A 17,879-nucleotide genomic window follows, 5' to 3' on the forward strand; every position below is an offset into this window, starting at 1 on the left:
TTGTACCCCTAAATTTGGCGGGAATTCGTTCCTGCCATTTTGCTTTTCTTGCAAGACAATAGCGTCGCAAGACAACAGTGGAGCTAGTAGATGGCAACTATCAACCAGCTGGTACGTCAGCCGCGTAAGCGTATCGTCGAGAAATCCGACGTGCCTGCGCTGCAGAACTGCCCGCAACGTCGTGGCGTATGCACCCGTGTGTATACCACCACGCCGAAAAAACCTAACTCGGCACTGCGTAAAGTATGCCGTGTGCGTCTGACCAACGGTTTCGAGGTTTCCTCGTACATCGGCGGTGAAGGCCACAACCTGCAAGAGCACAGCGTGGTACTGATCCGCGGCGGTCGTGTAAAAGACTTGCCAGGTGTTCGTTACCACACCGTACGCGGTTCTTTGGATACTTCCGGCGTTAAAGGTCGTAACCAGGGTCGTTCGAAGTACGGTACCAAGAAGCCTAAGTAGTAGCGGCTTTTTGTAAACACTGAATTATCTATTTTCTGAGTCGATAAGAGTAAGGTCGGAGGCGTCCCGAAAGGGCACCGATTCCGAGCGAACCTGAAGACCGTTTGAGGGCTTATCCATGCCAAGAAGACGCGTAGCAGCCAAGCGCGAAGTGCTTGACGATCCAAAATACGGAAGCCAAATCCTGGCCAAGTTCATGAACCACGTGATGGAAAGCGGCAAGAAAGCCGTTGCCGAGCGTATCGTTTATGGCGCGCTGGAAAAGGTTAAAGAACGCAAGAACAGCGATCCCCTGGAAATCTTCGAGAAAGCTCTCGACGCCATCGCTCCGCTGGTCGAAGTGAAGTCGCGCCGTGTAGGCGGTGCTACTTACCAGGTTCCGGTCGAAGTTCGTCCGTCCCGTCGTAACGCTCTGGCAATGCGCTGGTTGGTAGACTTCGCCCGTAAGCGTGGCGAGAAGTCTATGGCTCTGCGTTTGGCTGGCGAACTGTTGGACGCTGCTGAAGGTAAAGGTGCTGCTGTTAAGAAGCGTGAAGACGTGCACCGTATGGCTGAAGCTAACAAAGCTTTCTCGCACTACCGCTTCTAATTTTAGCTTCACTAATTTTGCGAGGGCTTTATGGCTCGTACTACTCCGATTAGCCGCTACCGTAACATCGGTATCGTTGCTCACGTGGATGCTGGTAAAACCACTACCACTGAGCGCGTCCTTTTTTACACCGGCAAAAGTCACAAGATGGGCGAGGTGCATGATGGCGCCGCGACCACGGACTGGATGGTGCAGGAGCAGGAGCGTGGTATTACCATTACTTCTGCTGCTATCACCGCCTTCTGGCAGGGTTCTGCGAAGCAGCACAAGGACCAATACCGTTTCAACGTCATTGACACCCCGGGCCACGTAGACTTCACCATTGAAGTTGAGCGTTCCCTGCGTGTACTCGACGGCGCGGTCGTTGTGTTCTGTGGTACTTCGGGTGTTGAGCCTCAGTCCGAAACCGTATGGCGTCAAGCCAACAAGTACGGTGTTCCACGTATCGTTTACGTGAACAAGATGGACCGTGCTGGTGCGAACTTCCTGCGCGTGATCGCTCAGATCAAACAGCGTCTGGGTCACACTCCAGTGCCAATCCAGTTGGCTATCGGTTCCGAAGACAACTTCCAGGGTCAGATCGATCTGATGACCATGGAAGCGGTTTACTGGAATGATGCTGACAAGGGCATGACGCCTCGTCGCGAAGCTATCCCTGCTGAACTGCAGGAACTGGCTGAAGAGTGGCGTAGCAACATGGTTGAAGCTGCGGCTGAAGCCAGCGAAGAGCTGATGAACAAGTACCTCGAAGGGGAAGAGCTCTCCATCGAGGAAATCAAGGCCGCTCTGCGTCAGCGTACTATCGCTGGTGAGATCGTTCTGGCTGTTTGCGGTTCTTCCTTCAAGAACAAGGGTGTTCCCCTGGTTCTCGACGCCGTTATCGACTACCTGCCTGCTCCTACCGATATTCCTGCCATCAAGGGTACTGACCCGGATGACGAGGAAAAGCAGATGGAGCGTCATGCGAGCGACGACGAGCCGTTCTCGGCTCTGGCGTTCAAGATCGCTACCGACCCATTCGTGGGTACCTTGACCTTCGTCCGTGTTTACTCGGGCGTGTTGGCTTCCGGCGACGGCGTGATCAACTCGGTTAAAGGCAAGAAAGAGCGCGTGGGTCGTATGGTGCAAATGCACGCAAACGCCCGTGAAGAAATCAAGGAAGTGCGCGCTGGCGACATCGCGGCCTTGATCGGCATGAAGGACGTCACCACTGGTGAAACCTTGTGCAACGCTGACAAGCCAATCATCCTGGTTCGCATGGACTTCCCGGAGCCGGTTATTTCGGTTGCCGTTGAGCCTAAGACCAAGGATGACCAGGAAAAAATGGGTATCGCTCTGGGCAAACTGGCTCAGGAAGACCCGTCTTTCCGCGTTAAAACCGATGAAGAGACTGGTCAAACGATCATCTCCGGCATGGGCGAGCTGCACCTGGACATCCTGGTTGACCGGATGCGCCGTGAGTTCAACGTCGAAGCCAACATTGGTAAGCCTCAGGTTTCCTATCGTGAGCGCATCACGAAGAGCTGCGAAATCGAAGGCAAGTTCGTTCGTCAGTCCGGCGGTCGTGGCCAGTTCGGTCATTGCTGGATCCGTTTTGCTCCTGCTGACGAAGGTCAGGAAGGTCTGCAATTCCTGAACGAAGTAGTGGGTGGTGTGGTTCCTAAGGAATACATCCCGGCTATCCAGAAGGGTATCGAAGAGCAGATGAAGAACGGCGTTGTTGCCGGCTATCCGCTGATCGGCCTGAAGGCTACCGTGTTTGATGGTTCCTACCACGACGTCGACTCCAACGAGATGGCGTTTAAGGTGGCTGCTTCCATGGCGACCAAGCAACTGGCCCAGAAGGGCGGTGGTGAATTGCTTGAGCCGATCATGGCGGTAGAGGTTGTTACGCCTGAAGACTATATGGGTGACGTGATGGGCGACCTTAACCGTCGTCGCGGCATGATCTTGGGTATGGAAGACACGGTCTCCGGCAAAGTAATTCGTGCTGAAGTTCCGTTGGGTGAGATGTTCGGTTATGCGACCGACGTCCGTTCCATGTCTCAGGGTCGCGCAAGCTACTCTATGGAATTCAAAAAATACAATACAGCTCCGTCGCATATCGTCGAAACTGTAACCAAAAAACAAGGCTGATTCAGCCCCTTTAGGCTAGGAGTTAATTGTCGTGGCTAAAGAAAAATTTGATCGTTCCCTACCGCACGTCAACGTTGGCACCATCGGTCACGTTGACCACGGTAAAACCACTCTGACTGCTGCTCTGACTCGCGTCTGCTCCGAAGTTTTCGGTTCGGCTCGTGTTGACTTCGACAAGATCGACAGCGCACCAGAAGAGAAGGCTCGCGGTATCACCATCAACACCGCACACGTTGAGTACAACTCGAAGATCCGTCACTACGCTCACGTTGACTGCCCAGGTCACGCTGACTACGTGAAGAACATGATCACCGGTGCTGCTCAAATGGACGGCGCTATCCTGGTTTGCTCGGCCGCTGATGGTCCGATGCCACAAACCCGTGAGCACATCCTGCTGTCCCGTCAGGTAGGCGTTCCGTACATCGTGGTTTTCCTGAACAAGGCTGACCTGGTAGACGACGCTGAGCTGCTGGAACTGGTTGAGATGGAAGTGCGCGATCTGCTGAGCACTTACGACTTCCCGGGCGACGACACTCCAATCATCATCGGCTCTGCCCGTATGGCGCTGGAAGGTCTGGACGATAACGAGATGGGCACCACTGCCGTCAAGAAGCTGGTTGAGACTCTGGACAGCTACATCCCAGAGCCTGAGCGTGCTATCGACAAGCCGTTCCTGATGCCAATCGAAGACGTATTCTCGATCTCGGGTCGCGGTACTGTTGTGACTGGTCGTATCGAGCGCGGTATCGTTCGCGTTCAGGATCCACTGGAAATCGTTGGTCTGCGTGACACTACCGTCACCACCTGCACTGGTGTTGAAATGTTCCGCAAGCTGCTCGACGAAGGTCGTGCTGGCGAGAACTGCGGCGTGCTGCTGCGTGGCACCAAGCGTGACGACGTTGAGCGTGGCCAGGTTCTGGTTAAGCCAGGTTCGGTTAAGCCGCACACCAAGTTCACTGCAGAAGTTTATGTTCTGAGCAAGGAAGAAGGCGGTCGTCACACTCCGTTCTTCAAAGGCTACCGTCCACAGTTCTACTTCCGTACTACTGACGTGACTGGTAACTGCGAGCTGCCAGAAGGCGTTGAAATGGTAATGCCAGGTGACAACATTCAGATGACTGTTACCCTGATCAAAACCATCGCAATGGAAGATGGTCTGCGTTTCGCTATCCGTGAAGGCGGTCGTACCGTCGGCGCTGGCGTCGTAGCCAAAATCATCGAGTAAGCTCTTCGTTGAGTTAGCTTCGATGCTTTGAAAAGGCCCCCGCTCAGCGGGGGCTTTTTTATTGGGTTGACACCTATCTGGGGCGTCTATAGAATTGCGCCTCCTTTTAACGGGCGTATTGCGCCCGCTGGGAATAGCAGCCGGAGTCTGAAATCCAATGCAAAATCAGCAAATCCGTATCAGGTTGAAGGCTTTTGACCATCGCCTGATCGACCAATCCACCCAGGAAATCGTGGAAACCGCGAAACGTACTGGTGCTCAAGTGCGTGGTCCAATTCCACTGCCTACCCGTAAAGAGCGGTTCACCGTTCTGGTCTCCCCGCACGTCAACAAAGACGCGCGTGACCAGTACGAGATCCGTACTCATAAGCGCGTTCTGGACATCGTCCAGCCAACGGATAAAACCGTTGATGCACTTATGAAGCTTGATCTTGCGGCCGGTGTGGAAGTGCAGATCAGCCTCGGCTAAGACTCGGTCTTAGTCGTGTAACGCTCTGAAATGGGCGGCCATAGCGGGTGAAAGCCCCGTACACTCATGAGGTTTACAACATGACTATTGGTGTAGTCGGTCGTAAATGCGGTATGACCCGTATTTTCACCGAAGAAGGTGTCTCCATTCCGGTCACGGTCATTGAGATCGAGCCGAATCGCGTCACCCAGTTCAAAACTGAAGAGACCGATGGCTATCGTGCAGTGCAAGTCACTGTCGGCGAGCGTCGTGCTTCGCGTGTAACAGCTGCTCAGGCTGGCCACTTCGCTAAAGCGAACGTTGCCGCTGGTCGTACCGTAATGGAATTCCGCCTTGAAGAAGGCGAGTACCAGGCCGGCGATCTGATCAACGCTGAAATCTTCGCCGCTGGTCAACTGGTTGATGTAACCGGTCAGTCCAAGGGTAAAGGCTTCCAGGGTACGATCAAGCGTTGGAATTTCCGCGGGCAAGATAACACCCACGGTAACTCCGTATCCCACCGCGTCCCAGGCTCTATCGGCCAGTGCCAGACTCCTGGTCGTGTATTCAAGGGCAAAAAAATGTCCGGTCATATGGGCGCTGAGCGCGTGACCGTGCAGTCCCTGGAAGTAGTGCGCGTGGACGCTGAACGCAATCTGTTGTTGGTCAAGGGCGCTGTTCCTGGCGCTACTGGCGGCAACCTGGTTGTACGTCCAGCAGCCAAGGCTCGCGGTTAAGGGGAAGCTGACATGCAATTAAATGTAAATGACGCTCAAGCGATCGAAGTTTCCGAACTGACATTTGGCGGCGAGTTCAACGAGACGCTGGTTCACCAAGCAGTCGTGGCCTACATGGCTGGCGGCCGTCAAGGTAGCAAGCAGCAAAAGACCCGTTCCGACGTTTCTGGTGGCGGTAAGCGCCCATGGCGTCAGAAAGGTACTGGCCGTGCTCGTGCTGGTACTATCCGTAGCCCAATCTGGCGCGGCGGCGGTACCACTTTCGCAGCTCGTCCACAGGATCACTCCCAAAAGCTGAACAAGAAGATGTATCGCGCAGCAATGCGTTCCATCCTTGCTGAGCTGGTGCGTACTGATCGTCTGGTCGTGGTTCAGGACTTCGCTGTTGAAGCACCGAAAACCAAAGATCTGCTGAACAAGCTGAATGGCATGGGTCTGACTGATGTCCTGATCGTGTCCGATGCTGTTGATCAGAACCTGTACCTGGCTGCTCGTAACCTGCCACACGTTGATGTACGTGACGTGCAAGGTTCCGATCCAGTTAGTCTGATCGCATACGACAAGGTGTTGATCACCGTGTCGGCCGTGAAGAAATTCGAGGAGCTGCTGGGATGAACCAGGAACGCGTATTTAAAGTTCTGCTTGGCCCGCACGTTTCCGAGAAGGCTACGGTTCTGGCAGACAAGAAAGGCCAGTTCGTTTTCAAGGTTGCTACAGACGCAACCAAGCTGGAAATCAAGAAGGCCGTCGAAAGCCTGTTCAGCGTGAAAGTAGAGCGTGTTACTACCCTGAATGTTCTGGGTAAGAGCAAGCGCACTGCTCGCGGTCTGGGCAAGCGTAATGACTGGAAGAAGGCAGTTATCTCCCTTCAGCCAGGCCAAGATCTCGATTTCAGCAGCAGTGCTGAGTAAGGAAGGGGTGCATCATGGCAATCGTTAAATGCAAACCGACTTCCCCTGGCCGCCGTTTTGTGGTCAAGGTGGTCAACCAGGAGCTGCATAAAGGCGCTCCTCACGCACCGCTGCTCGAGAAAAAATCGAAGTCTGGTGGTCGTAACAACAATGGCCGTATTACCACTCGTCACATCGGTGGTGGTCATAAGCAGCATTATCGTCTGGTCGACTTCCGTCGTAACGACAAAGATGGCATCGCTGCCACTGTCGAGCGTATCGAATACGATCCAAACCGTACTGCTCACATCGCTCTGCTGCTGTACGCAGATGGCGAGCGTCGCTACATCATCGCCCCTAAAGGCGTGAGCGCTGGCGACCAGCTGATCGCAGGTGCTCTGGCACCGATCAAGCCGGGCAACGCTCTGCAACTGCGTAACATTCCAGTTGGTAGCACCGTACACGGCATCGAATTGAAGCCAGGTAAAGGCGCGCAAATCGCTCGTTCCGCTGGTGCTTCGGCTCAGCTGATCGCTCGTGAAGGTGTCTACGTGACCCTGCGTCTGCGTTCTGGTGAGATGCGTAAAGTGCTGGCTGAATGCCGTGCGACCCTGGGCGAAGTCTCGAACTCCGAGCACAGCCTGCGTTCGCTGGGTAAAGCTGGTGCCAAACGCTGGCGTGGCGTTCGCCCAACCGTTCGTGGTGTTGCCATGAACCCGGTTGACCACCCACATGGTGGTGGTGAAGGTCGTACCTCTGGTGGTCGTCATCCGGTATCGCCATGGGGCTTCCCGACTAAGGGCGCGAAGACTCGTGGTAATAAGCGTACCGACAAAATGATCGTCCGTCGTCGCAAGTAAATAGAGGGATACGACAGTGCCACGTTCTCTGAAAAAAGGTCCTTTTATCGATCTTCACCTACTGAAGAAGATCGAAGTGGCGGCGGAAAAGAACGATCGCAAACCAGTTAAGACCTGGTCGCGCCGTTCCATGATCCTGCCACAAATGGTCGGTCTGACCATCGCAGTACACAACGGTCGTCAACACGTCCCAGTTCTCGTTAACGAAGACATGGTCGGCCACAAACTGGGCGAGTTCGCCGGTACCCGCACATATCGTGGGCACGTGGCTGACAAGAAAGCCAAGCGTTAAGGGGTTAGGAAATGGAAGTAGCCGCTAAGTTGTCGGGCGCTCGAATCTCCGCCCAGAAAGCCCGCTTGGTCGCCGACCAGATCCGCGGGAAGAAGGTGGGCGAAGCGCTCAACCTGTTGGCTTTCAGCAGTAAGAAAGCCGCCGAGATCATGAAGAAAGTGCTGGAGTCGGCCGTAGCCAACGCCGAGCATAACGAAGGCGCAGACGTTGATGACCTTAAAGTCAGCACCGTTTTCGTCAACGAAGGGCGTTCGCTGAAGCGCATCATGCCACGTGCCAAAGGCCGTGCTGATCGCATCGTCAAGCGGTCTTGCCATATCACTGTCAAGGTTGCTGACAAGTAACGGAGTCGAAGAGATGGGTCAGAAAGTACATCCCATTGGCATTCGCCTGGGAATCGTCAAGGAGCACACCTCCGTCTGGTACGCAGACGGTCGGACTTATGCGGACTATTTGTTCGCTGATCTGAAGGTGCGTGAGTATCTCCAAGACAAACTAAAAAGCGCGTCCGTAAGCCGTATCGATATCCATCGTCCGGCCCAAACTGCACGTATCACCATCCACACCGCTCGTCCAGGTATCGTTATCGGGAAGAAAGGTGAAGATGTTGAGAAACTGCGTCAGGACCTGACCAAGCAAATGGGTGTGCCTGTGCACATCAATATCGAAGAGATCCGCAAGCCGGAACTCGACGGTATGCTGGTTGCGCAGAGCGTAGCTCAGCAGCTGGAGCGTCGCGTAATGTTCCGTCGCGCTATGAAGCGCGCTGTTCAGAACGCCATGCGCATTGGTGCCAAAGGCATCAAAATCCAAGTGAGCGGTCGTCTCGGCGGTGCTGAAATCGCACGTACTGAATGGTATCGCGAAGGTCGTGTGCCACTGCACACCCTGCGTGCCGACATCGACTATGCCAACTACGAAGCTCACACCACCTACGGTGTGATCGGTGTAAAGGTTTGGATCTTCAAAGGCGAAGTAATTGGTGGTCGCCAAGAAGAGCTGAAACCACAAGCACCAGCGCCTCGTAAAAAAGCTGCTAAGTAAGGGGTACGCCAAATGTTGCAACCAAAGCGTACGAAGTTCCGCAAGCAGATGACTGGCCACAACCGTGGTCTGGCATTGCGCGGTAGCAAAGTCAGCTTCGGCGAGTTCGCGCTGAAGTCTGTTGCTCGTGGTCGTCTCACCGCTCGTCAGATCGAGTCAGCGCGTCGTGCTCTGACCCGTCACGTAAAACGTGGCGGCAAGATCTGGATCCGTGTATTCCCGGACAAGCCTGTCACCAAGAAGCCACTCGAAGTTCGGATGGGTAAAGGTAAGGGTAACGTGGAGTACTGGGTTGCCCAGATTCAGCCAGGCAAAGTCCTGTATGAAATCGAGGGCGTTTCTGAAGAGCTGGCGCGTGAGGCTTTCGCCCTGGCTGCTGCAAAGCTGCCGCTCGCCACCTCCTTTGTTAAACGGACGGTGATGTGATGAAAGCGAATGAACTTCGTGAAAAAGACGCGCCACAGCTAAACGAGCAACTGCTCGGCCTGTTGCGCGACCAGTTCAATCTGCGTATGCAGAAAGCAACTGGCCAGTTGGGGCAGTCTCACCTGCTCCGGCAAGTTAAGCGTGACATCGCTCGCGTGAAGACTGTGCTCAAACAGCAGGCAGGTAAGTAATCATGGCTGAAGCCGAAAAAACCGTCCGTACGCTGACTGGCCGTGTTGTCAGCGACAAAATGGACAAGACCATCACCGTTCTGATCGAGCGTCGCGTAAAGCACCCGATCTACGGTAAATACGTTAAGCGTTCGACTAAGCTGCACGCGCACGACGAAACCAATCAGTGCCACATCGGCGACAAAGTCACTATTCGTGAAACTCGTCCTTTGGCCAAGACCAAGTCTTGGGCACTGGTTGATGTTCTCGAACGCGCTGTGGAAGTCTAAGGACTAGGGGTCGGAGAAATTATATGATTCAGACTCAATCCATGCTCGATGTGGCCGATAACAGCGGCGCTCGCCGTGTTATGTGCATCAAGGTGCTGGGTGGCTCCCATCGTCGTTACGCTGGTATCGGTGACATCATCAAAGTTACCGTCAAGGAAGCAATTCCTCGCGGTAAAGTGAAAAAAGGCCAAGTGATGACTGCTGTTGTAGTCCGCACTCGTCACGGCGTACGTCGTGCTGATGGCTCCATTATCCGCTTTGATGGCAACGCTGCTGTTCTTCTGAACAACAAGCAAGAGCCGATCGGCACCCGTATCTTTGGGCCAGTGACCCGTGAACTTCGTACTGAGAAGTTCATGAAGATCGTCTCGCTCGCCCCAGAAGTGCTGTAAGGAGATCCGACATGCAAAAGATTCGTCGTGACGACGAGATCATCGTGATCGCCGGCAAAGACAAAGGTAAGCGCGGTAAGGTGCTTAAGGTTCTCGCTGACGACCGTCTGGTCGTTGGTGGTCTGAACCTGGTTAAGCGTCATACCAAGCCTAACCCGATGTCGGGCGTACAAGGCGGTATCGTCGAAAAAGAAGCGCCACTGCACGCTTCCAACGTCGCCATTTTCAACGGCGAAACCAACAAGGCTGACCGCGTTGGTTTCAAAGTAGAAGACGGCAAGAAAATTCGTGTCTTCAAGTCGACCCAAAAAGCGGTTGATGCTTGAACACTGCTAGGTAGAAGACCATGGCACGACTAAAAGAGATTTACCGGAAGGAAATCGCACCGAAACTTAAGGAAGAACTTAAGCTTTCGAACGTGATGGAAGTTCCGCGCGTTACCAAAATCACCCTGAACATGGGTCTGGGCGAAGCGATCGGCGACAAAAAAGTCATCGAGCACGCTGTTGCTGACCTGGAAAAGATCACCGGCCAGAAAGTCGTTGTGACCTACGCTCGGAAATCCATCGCTGGCTTTAAAGTCCGTGAAGGTTGGCCGATCGGCGTCAAAGTGACCCTGCGCCGTGAGCGTATGTACGAGTTCCTGGATCGTCTGCTGTCGATCTCCCTGCCTCGGGTTCGCGACTTCCGCGGCCTGAATGCCAAGTCCTTCGATGGTCGTGGTAACTACAGCATGGGCGTAAAAGAGCAGATCATTTTCCCGGAAATCGATTACGACAAGATCGATGCTCTCCGCGGTCTGGACATTACCCTGACCACCACTGCCAAGAACGATGATGAAGGTCGCGCACTGCTGCGTGCTTTCAAATTCCCGTTCCGCAACTGATTGGAGTAGGAAAATGGCCAAGATGAGCATGAAAAACCGCGAGCTGAAGCGTCAGCTCACGGTTGCCAAGTACGCCAAGAAGCGTGCAGCACTGAAAGCTATCATCGTTGATCTGAACGCAAGTCCAGAAGCGCGTTGGGAAGCTACAGTAGCTCTGCAGAAGCAGCCACGTGATGCAAGCGCTTCGCGCATGCGTAACCGCTGCCGCCTGACCGGTCGTCCACACGGCGTTTACCGCAAGTTCGGCCTTGGCCGTAACAAACTGCGTGAAGCGGCAATGCGTGGTGACGTACCTGGTCTGGTTAAAGCCAGCTGGTAAGCACTATCAAAGTCTCGGCGCTCGGGATCGCAAGATCCTGACCGCCGGCGACCTTGAACTTGAATCAAGCCCCTATTGGGGCTTGATTCATTTGTGGGGTGTGTCTAGAATACCCGGCTCGCCTGAGCCCGTGCTTTTTTCGTGCGGAGTTTCTCGGCGAAGGTAGTAGCCGCAAGGCTTATTTTTTTGTATTAGGAGCGTCTAGCCCATGAGTATGCAGGACCCGTTAGCGGACATGCTAACTCGAATCCGTAATGCCCAGATGGCTGAAAAGTCCGTCGTAAGCATGCCGTCTTCCACGTTGAAGGTGGCTGTAGCTAAAGTCCTGAAGGACGAAGGTTACATCGCGGGTTATCAGATCAGCAGCGAAATCAAGCCACTGCTGTCCATCGAGCTGAAGTACTTCGAAGGCCGTCCGGTCATCGAGGAAGTGAAGCGCGTTAGCCGTCCAGGCCTGCGTCAGTACAAGTCCGTCGATGATCTGCCAAAAGTTCGTGGCGGTCTCGGTGTGTCTATCGTCTCCACCAACAAAGGTGTGATGACGGATCGTGCTGCGCGCGCTGCCGGTGTCGGCGGCGAAGTTCTTTGCACTGTGTTCTAAGGGGGGATAAGCATGTCTCGCGTCGCTAAGAACCCCGTTAAGCTGCCAGCCGGTGTCGAAGTAAAATTCGCAGGCCAACAGCTTTCGGTGAAGGGTGCCAAGGGTACTCTTGAACTGAACATCCATTCGTCCGTTGAGATCGTTGAAGAAGCTGGTGAGCTGCGTTTCGCTGCTCGCAATGGCGATCAACAAACTCGCGCAATGGCCGGTACCACTCGTGCGTTGGTAAACAACATGGTCCAAGGCGTAAGCCAAGGCTTCGAGCGCAAGCTCCAGCTGGTCGGTGTTGGTTACAAAGCGCAAGCAAAAGGCACAGTGCTGAACCTGGCTCTTGGCTTCTCGCACCCAGTGGATTACGAACTGCCGGAAGGCATCACCGCTGAGACTCCTAGCCAAACCGACATCCTGATCCGGGGTATCGATAAGCAGCTGGTAGGTCAAGTGGCCGCCGAGATCCGCGACTTCCGTCCACCAGAGCCGTACAAAGGCAAAGGTGTGCGCTACGCGGACGAAGTCGTCCGTCGTAAAGAAGCCAAGAAGAAGTAGGGCATAGCAAATGACCGACAAAAAAGTTACTCGACTGCGTCGCGCTCGCAAAGCACGCCTGAAAATGCACGAACTCGAAGTCGTGCGTCTCTGCGTGTTCCGTTCGTCGCAGCACATCTACGCCCAGGTCATTTCGGCCGACGGCAACAAAGTCCTGGCAAGTGCCTCGACTTTGGATAAAGAACTGCGTGATGGCGCCACTGGCAACATCGACGCGGCCACTAAGGTTGGCCAGCTGGTCGCTACGCGTGCTAAAGCCGCTGGCGTCTCGCAGGTGGCTTTCGACCGCTCTGGCTTCAAGTACCACGGCCGCGTCAAGGCGCTGGCTGATGCTGCTCGTGAAGCTGGGCTGGAGTTCTAAGTTATGTCAAATAACGACCAAAAGCGCGACGAAGGCTACATCGAGAAGCTGGTTCAAGTTAACCGCGTAGCCAAAACCGTTAAAGGCGGCCGTATCTTCACTTTCACCGCGTTGACCGTGGTTGGTGATGGTAAAGGGCGCGTTGGCTTCGGCCGTGGCAAGTCGCGTGAAGTGCCTGCTGCGATCCAGAAGGCAATGGAAGCTGCTCGCCGCAACATGATCCAAGTTGATCTGAACGGCACCACTCTGCAGTACGCAATGAAGTCCGCCCATGGCGCTTCGAAGGTGTACATGCAGCCTGCTTCTGAAGGTACCGGTATCATCGCTGGCGGCGCTATGCGTGCTGTCCTCGAAGTTGCTGGCGTTCAGAACGTTCTGGCCAAGTGCTACGGCTCGACTAACCCGGTAAACGTGGTTCACGCCACTTTCAAAGGTTTGAAAGCTATGCAGTCTCCTGAATCCATTGCCGCCAAGCGTGGCAAAAGCGTCAAGGAGATCTTCTGATCATGGCTACCGTTAAAGTAACGCTGATCAAAAGCATGACCGGCCGCATCCCTAACCACAAACTGTGCGTTAAGGGTCTGGGTCTGCGTCGCATCGGTCACACTGTAGAAGTCCAGGATACTCCCGAGAATCGCGGGATGATCAACAAGGCTTACTACATGCTGCGTGTCGAGGGTTAATCGATGAAACTCAATGATCTGAGTCCAGCGCCGGGTTCCCGTCGCGAAAAGCATCGTCCGGGCCGTGGTATCGGTAGTGGTTTGGGTAAGACTGGTGGCCGTGGTCACAAAGGTCAAACCTCCCGCTCCGGTGGCACCATTGCTCCAGGCTTTGAAGGCGGTCAACAGCCGCTGCATCGTCGCCTGCCGAAGTTCGGTTTCGTTTCCCTGAAAGCTATGGACCGCGCAGAAGTGCGTCTGTCCGAGCTGGCTAAAGTGGAAGGCGACATCGTCACCGTGCAGTCCCTGAAAGATGCCAACGTGATCAACGTCAACGTTCAGCGTGTGAAAATCATGCTGTCCGGCGAAGTTACTCGCGCTGTCACCATCGGAAAGGGAATCGGCGCCACCAAAGGTGCGCGTGCGGCTATCGAAGCAGCTGGCGGCAAGTTCGAGGAATAAATGGCTAAGCAAGGTGCTCTCTCTGCGCTCGGCAAAGGCGGTATGTCTGAACTCTGGGCTCGTCTGCGTTTTCTGTTCCTGGCGATTATCGTCTACCGAATAGGCGCACACATCCCGGTTCCAGGTATCAACCCGGACCGACTCGCAGACCTGTTTCGACAGAATGAGGGGACCATTCTTAGCTTGTTCAACATGTTTTCCGGCGGCGCGCTGGAGCGGATGAGCATCTTTGCGCTGGGGATCATGCCGTACATTTCGGCATCGATCATCATGCAACTGATGACAGCCGTCAGCCCGCAGCTGGAGCAGTTGAAGAAGGAAGGTGAAGCTGGCCGTCGCAAGATCAGCCAGTACACCCGCTACGGCACTGTCGTCCTCGCTCTCGTTCAGGCTATTGGCATGTCCATTGGCCTGGCGGGGCAGGGCGTTGCGTTCACTGGTGACTTTGGCTTCCATTTCGTCGCGGTATCCACGTTTGTGGCTGGTGCGATGTTCATGATGTGGCTGGGTGAGCAGATTACTGAGCGTGGTGTTGGCAACGGTATCTCGATGTTGATTTTTTCGGGTATCGTCGCCGGTCTTCCGAGAGCAATCGGGCAGTCTTTCGAGTCTGCGCGTCAGGGTGATATCAACATCTTCGCCTTGGTTGCCATCGGTTTGCTGGCAGTAGCGATTATCGGTTTCGTGGTGTTCATTGAGCGTGGTCAGCGTCGTATTGCTGTTCACTACGCCAAGCGTCAGCAGGGCCGCAAGGTGTTTGCTGCGCAGACTAGCCACTTGCCGCTGAAAGTGAACATGGCCGGTGTTATTCCGGCTATTTTCGCGAGCAGCATTTTGCTGTTCCCGGCTTCGTTGGGTGCCTGGTTTGGTCAGTCTGAAGGTATGGGCTGGTTGCAGGACATCTCGCAGTCGATCGCTCCTGGTCAGCCGTTGAATATTCTGCTGTTTAGTGCAGGGATTATTTTCTTCTGCTTCTTCTATACGGCGTTGATGTTCAATCCGAAAGACGTAGCGGAAAACCTGAAGAAGTCCGGTGCCTTTATTCCGGGTATCCGTCCAGGTGAGCAGTCTGCGCGCTATATTGATGGCGTTCTGACTCGCTTGACCATGTTCGGTGCTCTTTATATGACGGCCGTGTGCTTGTTGCCCCAGTTCTTGGTGGTTGCAGCAAACGTTCCGTTCTACCTTGGCGGGACCTCGTTGCTGATCGTGGTCGTGGTTGTGATGGACTTCATGTCCCAAGTACAATCGCACCTCGTTTCGCACCAGTACGAATCCCTGATGAAGAAAGCCAACCTGAAGGGTTACGGCAGCGGCATGCTGCGCTGACCCATAAGGTTCGAGGAGTTGGTGATGAAAGTTCGTGCATCGGTGAAAAAGCTGTGCCGTAACTGCAAGATTATTCGCCGCGAAGGTGTTGTTCGAGTAATTTGCAGCGCGGAACCGCGTCACAAACAGCGCCAAGGCTGAGTGTGATTGTGCTTCAAGCCCAGCAGCTAGTGCGCTGCTGGGTTGATTATTTGTTATTACAGCGATATTATCTCGCGCCCTATTTCTTGGCTTCCGGGGCGTAGGTAGCTGTCAATTGGAGTCCCACTGAATGGCCCGTATTGCAGGCGTCAACATTCCAGATAACAAGCATACTGTTATCTCGCTGACCTACATCTATGGTGTTGGTCGCACAACTGCACAGAAGATCTGTGCAGTGACTGGGGTAAACCCAGCCGCAAAGATCAAGGATCTGAGCGACGAGCAGATTGAACAGCTGCGTGGCGAAGTGGCGAAGTTCACCACTGAAGGTGACCTGCGTCGCGAAATCAACATGAAAATCAAGCGCTTGATGGACCTCGGTTGCTATCGCGGTCTGCGTCATCGTCGTGGTCTGCCAGTACGCGGTCAGCGTACCAAGACCAACGCGCGTACCCGTAAAGGTCCGCGTAAGCCGATCCGCAAGTAATCGCCCCAGCGAATCGACAGGAATTTAATCATGGCAAAACCTGCTGCTCGTCCTCGTAAAAAAGTCAAAAAGACAGTGGTTGATGGCATCGCCCACATCCACGCGTCTTTTAACAACACAATCGTGACCATCACCGACCGTCAAGGTAACGCTCTTTCCTGGGCTACCTCCGGTGGTTCGGGTTTCCGCGGTTCCCGCAAGTCCACCCCGTTTGCTGCTCAAGTAGCTGCTGAACGTGCTGGTCAAGCTGCGCTGGAATATGGCCTGAAAAACCTCGACGTTAACGTCAAAGGTCCAGGTCCAGGTCGTGAGTCCGCTGTCCGTGCTTTGAACGGCTGTGGCTATAAGATCGCCAGCATCACCGACGTGACGCCAATCCCGCACAACGGGTGCCGTCCGCCGAAGAAGCGCCGCGTGTAATCCAGGAGATTGTAAAGAATGGCTCGTTACATTGGTCCAAAATGCAAACTCGCTCGTCGCGAAGGCACCGATCTCTTCCTGAAGAGCGGCGTGCGCGCGATCGAATCGAAGTGCAACATTGAAGCAGCACCTGGTATCCACGGCCAACGCCGCGGTCGCCAGTCCGATTACGGCACCCAACTGCGTGAAAAGCAGAAGGTCCGTCGTATCTACGGCGTTCTCGAGCGTCAATTCAGCGGCTACTACAAAGAAGCTGCTGGCAAGAAAGGCGCAACTGGCGAAAACCTGTTGCAGCTGCTCGAATGCCGTCTGGACAACGTTGTATACCGTATGGGCTTTGGTTCGACTCGTGCCGAATCCCGTCAGCTGGTATCGCACAAATCCGTCAGCGTTAACGGTCAGACCGTAAACGTTCCGTCCTACCAGGTTCGTGCTGGTGACGTAGTCGCGATTCGCGAGAAAGCAAAGAACCAACTTCGCATTGTCCAAGCTCTCGATCTGTGTGCCCAACGTGGCCGCGTAGAATGGGTAGAAGTAGACACTGAGAAGAAGTCGGGCGTTTTCAAGAACGTTCCTGCTCGCAGTGATCTGTCCGCCGACATCAACGAAAGCCTGATTGTCGAGCTCTACTCCAAGTAAGGGCTAGAAAATAGGTGCATCCATGCAGATTTCGGTAAATGAGTTCCTGACACCCCGCCATATTGATGTGCAGGTTGTCAGTCCAACCCGCGCCAAGATCACTCTCGAGCCTCTCGAGCGTGGTTTTGGCCACACCCTGGGCAACGCGCTGCGCCGCATCCTGTTGTCCTCAATGCCCGGCTGTGCAGTAGTCGAGGCCGAGATTGACGGTGTGCTCCACGAGTACAGCGCCATCGAAGGTGTACAGGAAGACGTAATTGAAATCCTGTTGAACCTTAAAGGTCTGGCTATCAAGCTGCACGGCCGTGACGAAGTTACGCTGACCTTGTCGAAGAAGGGTTCGGGGGTGGTTACCGCTGCCGATATTCAGCTGGATCATGATGTCGAGATCGTTAATCCCGATCACGTAATCGCTAACCTGGCGTCTAACGGCGCCCTGAACATGAAGCTAGTAGTAGCTCGTGGTCGTGGTTATGAACCGGCCGACTCGCGTCAGAGCGATGAAGACGAAAGCCGCAGCATCGGTCGCTTGCAGCTTGACTCTTCGTTCAGCCCGGTTCGCCGTATCGCATACGTGGTGGAAAACGCCCGTGTCGAGCAGCGTACTAACCTGGACAAGCTGGTTATTGATCTGGAAACCAACGGTACTCTGGATCCTGAAGAGGCTATCCGCCGCGCTGCAACCATTCTGCAACAGCAGTTGGCTGCGTTCGTCGACCTCAAAGGTGACAGCGAACCAGTGGTAATCGAGCAAGAAGACGAGATCGATCCGATCCTGCTTCGCCCGGTTGACGATCTGGAACTGACTGTACGTTCGGCTAACTGCCTTAAGGCGGAAAACATTTACTACATCGGCGACCTGATTCAGCGTACCGAAGTAGAACTGTTGAAGACTCCGAACCTTGGCAAGAAATCCTTGACTGAAATCAAGGACGTTCTGGCCTCCCGCGGTCTGTCCCTCGGCATGCGCCTCGACAACTGGCCGCCTGCAAGTCTTAAGAAGGACGACAAGGCGACTGCCTGATCGTCGTAATCACCGAACGTTGTGTTTGGTAAGGAATGAAC

General features: G+C 54.5%; 31 protein-coding genes. All 31 read left to right on the forward strand.

The window, feature by feature from the left end; translation table 11 throughout:
* Positions 1–90 precede the first annotated feature (90 nt).
* The 31 genes from rpsL to AC1RJ3_RS17570 all read left to right on the forward strand — a co-directional run bounded on the left by rpsL (position 91) and on the right by AC1RJ3_RS17570 (position 17,838).
* Positions 91–462, forward strand: coding sequence for a 30S ribosomal protein S12 (gene rpsL / locus AC1RJ3_RS17420; protein WP_002555494.1), 372 nt, complete (start codon positions 91–93; stop codon positions 460–462).
* A 118-nt stretch (positions 463–580) separates the two neighbouring features.
* Entirely contained in the window at positions 581–1,051 is a 471-nt protein-coding gene (gene rpsG / locus AC1RJ3_RS17425; RefSeq protein WP_002555493.1) for a 30S ribosomal protein S7, read from the forward strand.
* 30 nt (positions 1,052–1,081) lie between these two features.
* Entirely contained in the window at positions 1,082–3,187 is a 2,106-nt protein-coding gene (fusA, locus tag AC1RJ3_RS17430) for an elongation factor G (protein ID WP_019693879.1), read from the forward strand.
* Between the two features lie 31 nt (positions 3,188–3,218).
* A complete protein-coding gene (tuf, locus tag AC1RJ3_RS17435) occupies positions 3,219–4,412 on the forward strand; it encodes an elongation factor Tu (RefSeq protein ID WP_054594277.1) in 1,194 nt (397 codons plus the stop codon).
* Positions 4,413–4,569: 157 nt separating this feature from the next.
* Entirely contained in the window at positions 4,570–4,881 is a 312-nt protein-coding gene (gene rpsJ, locus AC1RJ3_RS17440; RefSeq protein ID WP_003186070.1) for a 30S ribosomal protein S10, read from the forward strand.
* An 80-nt stretch (positions 4,882–4,961) separates the two neighbouring features.
* A complete protein-coding gene (rplC, locus tag AC1RJ3_RS17445) occupies positions 4,962–5,597 on the forward strand; it encodes a 50S ribosomal protein L3 (RefSeq protein WP_003186059.1) in 636 nt (211 codons plus the stop codon).
* Positions 5,598–5,609: 12 nt separating this feature from the next.
* The gene (gene rplD / locus AC1RJ3_RS17450; RefSeq protein ID WP_003186057.1) at positions 5,610–6,212 is read left to right on the forward strand and encodes a 50S ribosomal protein L4; all 603 of its coding nucleotides are present in this window, start codon (positions 5,610–5,612) and stop codon (positions 6,210–6,212) included.
* Complete coding sequence (gene rplW, locus AC1RJ3_RS17455) at positions 6,209–6,508, forward strand: 50S ribosomal protein L23 (RefSeq protein ID WP_002555488.1); 300 nt, start codon at positions 6,209–6,211, stop codon at positions 6,506–6,508. Before rplD ends, rplW begins: the two co-directional genes overlap by 4 nt.
* A 14-nt stretch (positions 6,509–6,522) precedes the next feature.
* Complete coding sequence (rplB, locus tag AC1RJ3_RS17460) at positions 6,523–7,347, forward strand: 50S ribosomal protein L2 (protein ID WP_003186055.1); 825 nt, start codon at positions 6,523–6,525, stop codon at positions 7,345–7,347.
* A gap of 16 nt (positions 7,348–7,363) precedes the next feature.
* Positions 7,364–7,639 carry a 30S ribosomal protein S19 gene (gene rpsS / locus AC1RJ3_RS17465; protein WP_002555486.1) on the forward strand — a complete coding sequence of 92 codons (276 nt, stop codon included), beginning with the start codon at positions 7,364–7,366 and terminating at the stop codon, positions 7,637–7,639.
* An 11-nt stretch (positions 7,640–7,650) separates the two neighbouring features.
* On the forward strand, positions 7,651–7,983 hold the full coding sequence (rplV, locus tag AC1RJ3_RS17470; protein ID WP_003103908.1) for a 50S ribosomal protein L22: 333 nt from the start codon (positions 7,651–7,653) through the stop codon (positions 7,981–7,983).
* Between the two features lie 13 nt (positions 7,984–7,996).
* On the forward strand, positions 7,997–8,683 hold the full coding sequence (rpsC, locus tag AC1RJ3_RS17475; protein ID WP_003176422.1) for a 30S ribosomal protein S3: 687 nt from the start codon (positions 7,997–7,999) through the stop codon (positions 8,681–8,683).
* A gap of 12 nt (positions 8,684–8,695) precedes the next feature.
* On the forward strand, positions 8,696–9,109 hold the full coding sequence (gene rplP, locus AC1RJ3_RS17480; RefSeq protein WP_003186052.1) for a 50S ribosomal protein L16: 414 nt from the start codon (positions 8,696–8,698) through the stop codon (positions 9,107–9,109).
* Positions 9,109–9,300 (forward strand): 50S ribosomal protein L29, encoded by a 192-nt coding sequence (gene rpmC / locus AC1RJ3_RS17485; RefSeq protein WP_008030901.1) that lies wholly within the window; start codon positions 9,109–9,111, stop codon positions 9,298–9,300. The genes rplP and rpmC overlap by 1 nt, the downstream gene beginning before the upstream one ends.
* A gap of 2 nt (positions 9,301–9,302) precedes the next feature.
* Entirely contained in the window at positions 9,303–9,569 is a 267-nt protein-coding gene (gene rpsQ, locus AC1RJ3_RS17490) for a 30S ribosomal protein S17 (RefSeq protein ID WP_003176419.1), read from the forward strand.
* 23 nt (positions 9,570–9,592) lie between these two features.
* A complete protein-coding gene (rplN, locus tag AC1RJ3_RS17495) occupies positions 9,593–9,961 on the forward strand; it encodes a 50S ribosomal protein L14 (RefSeq protein ID WP_002555479.1) in 369 nt (122 codons plus the stop codon).
* Positions 9,962–9,972: 11 nt separating this feature from the next.
* Positions 9,973–10,287 (forward strand): 50S ribosomal protein L24, encoded by a 315-nt coding sequence (gene rplX / locus AC1RJ3_RS17500; protein ID WP_007896770.1) that lies wholly within the window; start codon positions 9,973–9,975, stop codon positions 10,285–10,287.
* 20 nt (positions 10,288–10,307) lie between these two features.
* Complete coding sequence (rplE, locus tag AC1RJ3_RS17505) at positions 10,308–10,847, forward strand: 50S ribosomal protein L5 (RefSeq protein WP_003210069.1); 540 nt, start codon at positions 10,308–10,310, stop codon at positions 10,845–10,847.
* 13 nt (positions 10,848–10,860) lie between these two features.
* The gene (gene rpsN, locus AC1RJ3_RS17510; RefSeq protein WP_003176414.1) at positions 10,861–11,166 is read left to right on the forward strand and encodes a 30S ribosomal protein S14; all 306 of its coding nucleotides are present in this window, start codon (positions 10,861–10,863) and stop codon (positions 11,164–11,166) included.
* A 208-nt stretch (positions 11,167–11,374) separates the two neighbouring features.
* Complete coding sequence (gene rpsH / locus AC1RJ3_RS17515) at positions 11,375–11,767, forward strand: 30S ribosomal protein S8 (RefSeq protein ID WP_003186040.1); 393 nt, start codon at positions 11,375–11,377, stop codon at positions 11,765–11,767.
* Positions 11,768–11,779: 12 nt separating this feature from the next.
* Positions 11,780–12,313, forward strand: a complete 534-nt coding sequence (gene rplF, locus AC1RJ3_RS17520; RefSeq protein ID WP_007896774.1) for a 50S ribosomal protein L6 — start codon at positions 11,780–11,782, stop codon at positions 12,311–12,313.
* 10 nt (positions 12,314–12,323) lie between these two features.
* Positions 12,324–12,674: a 50S ribosomal protein L18 gene (gene rplR, locus AC1RJ3_RS17525; protein ID WP_003186037.1), complete on the forward strand. Its 351-nt coding sequence runs from the start codon at positions 12,324–12,326 to the stop codon at positions 12,672–12,674.
* Between the two features lie 3 nt (positions 12,675–12,677).
* Complete coding sequence (gene rpsE, locus AC1RJ3_RS17530) at positions 12,678–13,178, forward strand: 30S ribosomal protein S5 (protein ID WP_003186035.1); 501 nt, start codon at positions 12,678–12,680, stop codon at positions 13,176–13,178.
* Between the two features lie 2 nt (positions 13,179–13,180).
* Positions 13,181–13,357: a 50S ribosomal protein L30 gene (gene rpmD / locus AC1RJ3_RS17535; protein ID WP_003176408.1), complete on the forward strand. Its 177-nt coding sequence runs from the start codon at positions 13,181–13,183 to the stop codon at positions 13,355–13,357.
* Between the two features lie 3 nt (positions 13,358–13,360).
* Positions 13,361–13,798, forward strand: a complete 438-nt coding sequence (rplO, locus tag AC1RJ3_RS17540) for a 50S ribosomal protein L15 (RefSeq protein ID WP_003228720.1) — start codon at positions 13,361–13,363, stop codon at positions 13,796–13,798.
* On the forward strand, positions 13,799–15,127 hold the full coding sequence (gene secY, locus AC1RJ3_RS17545; protein ID WP_003228718.1) for a preprotein translocase subunit SecY: 1,329 nt from the start codon (positions 13,799–13,801) through the stop codon (positions 15,125–15,127).
* A gap of 24 nt (positions 15,128–15,151) precedes the next feature.
* The gene (gene rpmJ / locus AC1RJ3_RS17550) at positions 15,152–15,268 is read left to right on the forward strand and encodes a 50S ribosomal protein L36 (protein WP_002555468.1); all 117 of its coding nucleotides are present in this window, start codon (positions 15,152–15,154) and stop codon (positions 15,266–15,268) included.
* Positions 15,269–15,398: 130 nt separating this feature from the next.
* Positions 15,399–15,755 (forward strand): 30S ribosomal protein S13, encoded by a 357-nt coding sequence (gene rpsM, locus AC1RJ3_RS17555; RefSeq protein ID WP_003186020.1) that lies wholly within the window; start codon positions 15,399–15,401, stop codon positions 15,753–15,755.
* A 30-nt stretch (positions 15,756–15,785) separates the two neighbouring features.
* Complete coding sequence (gene rpsK, locus AC1RJ3_RS17560) at positions 15,786–16,175, forward strand: 30S ribosomal protein S11 (protein WP_002555466.1); 390 nt, start codon at positions 15,786–15,788, stop codon at positions 16,173–16,175.
* 18 nt (positions 16,176–16,193) lie between these two features.
* Positions 16,194–16,814: a 30S ribosomal protein S4 gene (gene rpsD / locus AC1RJ3_RS17565; protein WP_003210056.1), complete on the forward strand. Its 621-nt coding sequence runs from the start codon at positions 16,194–16,196 to the stop codon at positions 16,812–16,814.
* 22 nt (positions 16,815–16,836) lie between these two features.
* The gene (locus AC1RJ3_RS17570; RefSeq protein WP_007924176.1) at positions 16,837–17,838 is read left to right on the forward strand and encodes a DNA-directed RNA polymerase subunit alpha; all 1,002 of its coding nucleotides are present in this window, start codon (positions 16,837–16,839) and stop codon (positions 17,836–17,838) included.
* Positions 17,839–17,879 lie beyond the last annotated feature (41 nt).

It is taken from the genome of Pseudomonas sp. GW822-FHT04C11 (assembly GCF_058800905.1).

Excerpts from the sequence above, each read along its gene's own strand:
- rpsL (WP_002555494.1), top strand. The coding sequence starts at position 91 with ATGGCAACTATCAACCAGCTGGTACGTCAGCCGCGTAAGCGTATCGTC.
- secY (WP_003228718.1), top strand. The coding sequence starts at position 13,799 with ATGGCTAAGCAAGGTGCTCTCTCTGCGCTCGGCAAAGGCGGTATGTCT.
- rpmC (WP_008030901.1), top strand. The coding sequence starts at position 9,109 with ATGAAAGCGAATGAACTTCGTGAAAAAGACGCGCCACAGCTAAACGAG.
- rplC (WP_003186059.1), top strand. The coding sequence starts at position 4,962 with ATGACTATTGGTGTAGTCGGTCGTAAATGCGGTATGACCCGTATTTTC.
- rpsN (WP_003176414.1), top strand. The coding sequence starts at position 10,861 with ATGGCCAAGATGAGCATGAAAAACCGCGAGCTGAAGCGTCAGCTCACG.
- rplF (WP_007896774.1), top strand. The coding sequence starts at position 11,780 with ATGTCTCGCGTCGCTAAGAACCCCGTTAAGCTGCCAGCCGGTGTCGAA.
- rpsC (WP_003176422.1), top strand. The coding sequence starts at position 7,997 with ATGGGTCAGAAAGTACATCCCATTGGCATTCGCCTGGGAATCGTCAAG.
- rpsD (WP_003210056.1), top strand. The coding sequence starts at position 16,194 with ATGGCTCGTTACATTGGTCCAAAATGCAAACTCGCTCGTCGCGAAGGC.
- rplR (WP_003186037.1), top strand. The coding sequence starts at position 12,324 with ATGACCGACAAAAAAGTTACTCGACTGCGTCGCGCTCGCAAAGCACGC.
- rplP (WP_003186052.1), top strand. The coding sequence starts at position 8,696 with ATGTTGCAACCAAAGCGTACGAAGTTCCGCAAGCAGATGACTGGCCAC.
- rplB (WP_003186055.1), top strand. The coding sequence starts at position 6,523 with ATGGCAATCGTTAAATGCAAACCGACTTCCCCTGGCCGCCGTTTTGTG.
- rplX (WP_007896770.1), top strand. The coding sequence starts at position 9,973 with ATGCAAAAGATTCGTCGTGACGACGAGATCATCGTGATCGCCGGCAAA.
- rpsQ (WP_003176419.1), top strand. The coding sequence starts at position 9,303 with ATGGCTGAAGCCGAAAAAACCGTCCGTACGCTGACTGGCCGTGTTGTC.
- rpsM (WP_003186020.1), top strand. The coding sequence starts at position 15,399 with ATGGCCCGTATTGCAGGCGTCAACATTCCAGATAACAAGCATACTGTT.
- rpsK (WP_002555466.1), top strand. The coding sequence starts at position 15,786 with ATGGCAAAACCTGCTGCTCGTCCTCGTAAAAAAGTCAAAAAGACAGTG.
- rplV (WP_003103908.1), top strand. The coding sequence starts at position 7,651 with ATGGAAGTAGCCGCTAAGTTGTCGGGCGCTCGAATCTCCGCCCAGAAA.
- rplW (WP_002555488.1), top strand. The coding sequence starts at position 6,209 with ATGAACCAGGAACGCGTATTTAAAGTTCTGCTTGGCCCGCACGTTTCC.
- rpsE (WP_003186035.1), top strand. The coding sequence starts at position 12,678 with ATGTCAAATAACGACCAAAAGCGCGACGAAGGCTACATCGAGAAGCTG.
- rpsJ (WP_003186070.1), top strand. The coding sequence starts at position 4,570 with ATGCAAAATCAGCAAATCCGTATCAGGTTGAAGGCTTTTGACCATCGC.
- rplD (WP_003186057.1), top strand. The coding sequence starts at position 5,610 with ATGCAATTAAATGTAAATGACGCTCAAGCGATCGAAGTTTCCGAACTG.
- rplE (WP_003210069.1), top strand. The coding sequence starts at position 10,308 with ATGGCACGACTAAAAGAGATTTACCGGAAGGAAATCGCACCGAAACTT.
- rplN (WP_002555479.1), top strand. The coding sequence starts at position 9,593 with ATGATTCAGACTCAATCCATGCTCGATGTGGCCGATAACAGCGGCGCT.
- rpmJ (WP_002555468.1), top strand. The coding sequence starts at position 15,152 with ATGAAAGTTCGTGCATCGGTGAAAAAGCTGTGCCGTAACTGCAAGATT.
- rplO (WP_003228720.1), top strand. The coding sequence starts at position 13,361 with ATGAAACTCAATGATCTGAGTCCAGCGCCGGGTTCCCGTCGCGAAAAG.
- rpsH (WP_003186040.1), top strand. The coding sequence starts at position 11,375 with ATGAGTATGCAGGACCCGTTAGCGGACATGCTAACTCGAATCCGTAAT.
- fusA (WP_019693879.1), top strand. The coding sequence starts at position 1,082 with ATGGCTCGTACTACTCCGATTAGCCGCTACCGTAACATCGGTATCGTT.
- rpsG (WP_002555493.1), top strand. The coding sequence starts at position 581 with ATGCCAAGAAGACGCGTAGCAGCCAAGCGCGAAGTGCTTGACGATCCA.
- rpmD (WP_003176408.1), top strand. The coding sequence starts at position 13,181 with ATGGCTACCGTTAAAGTAACGCTGATCAAAAGCATGACCGGCCGCATC.
- AC1RJ3_RS17570 (WP_007924176.1), top strand. The coding sequence starts at position 16,837 with ATGCAGATTTCGGTAAATGAGTTCCTGACACCCCGCCATATTGATGTG.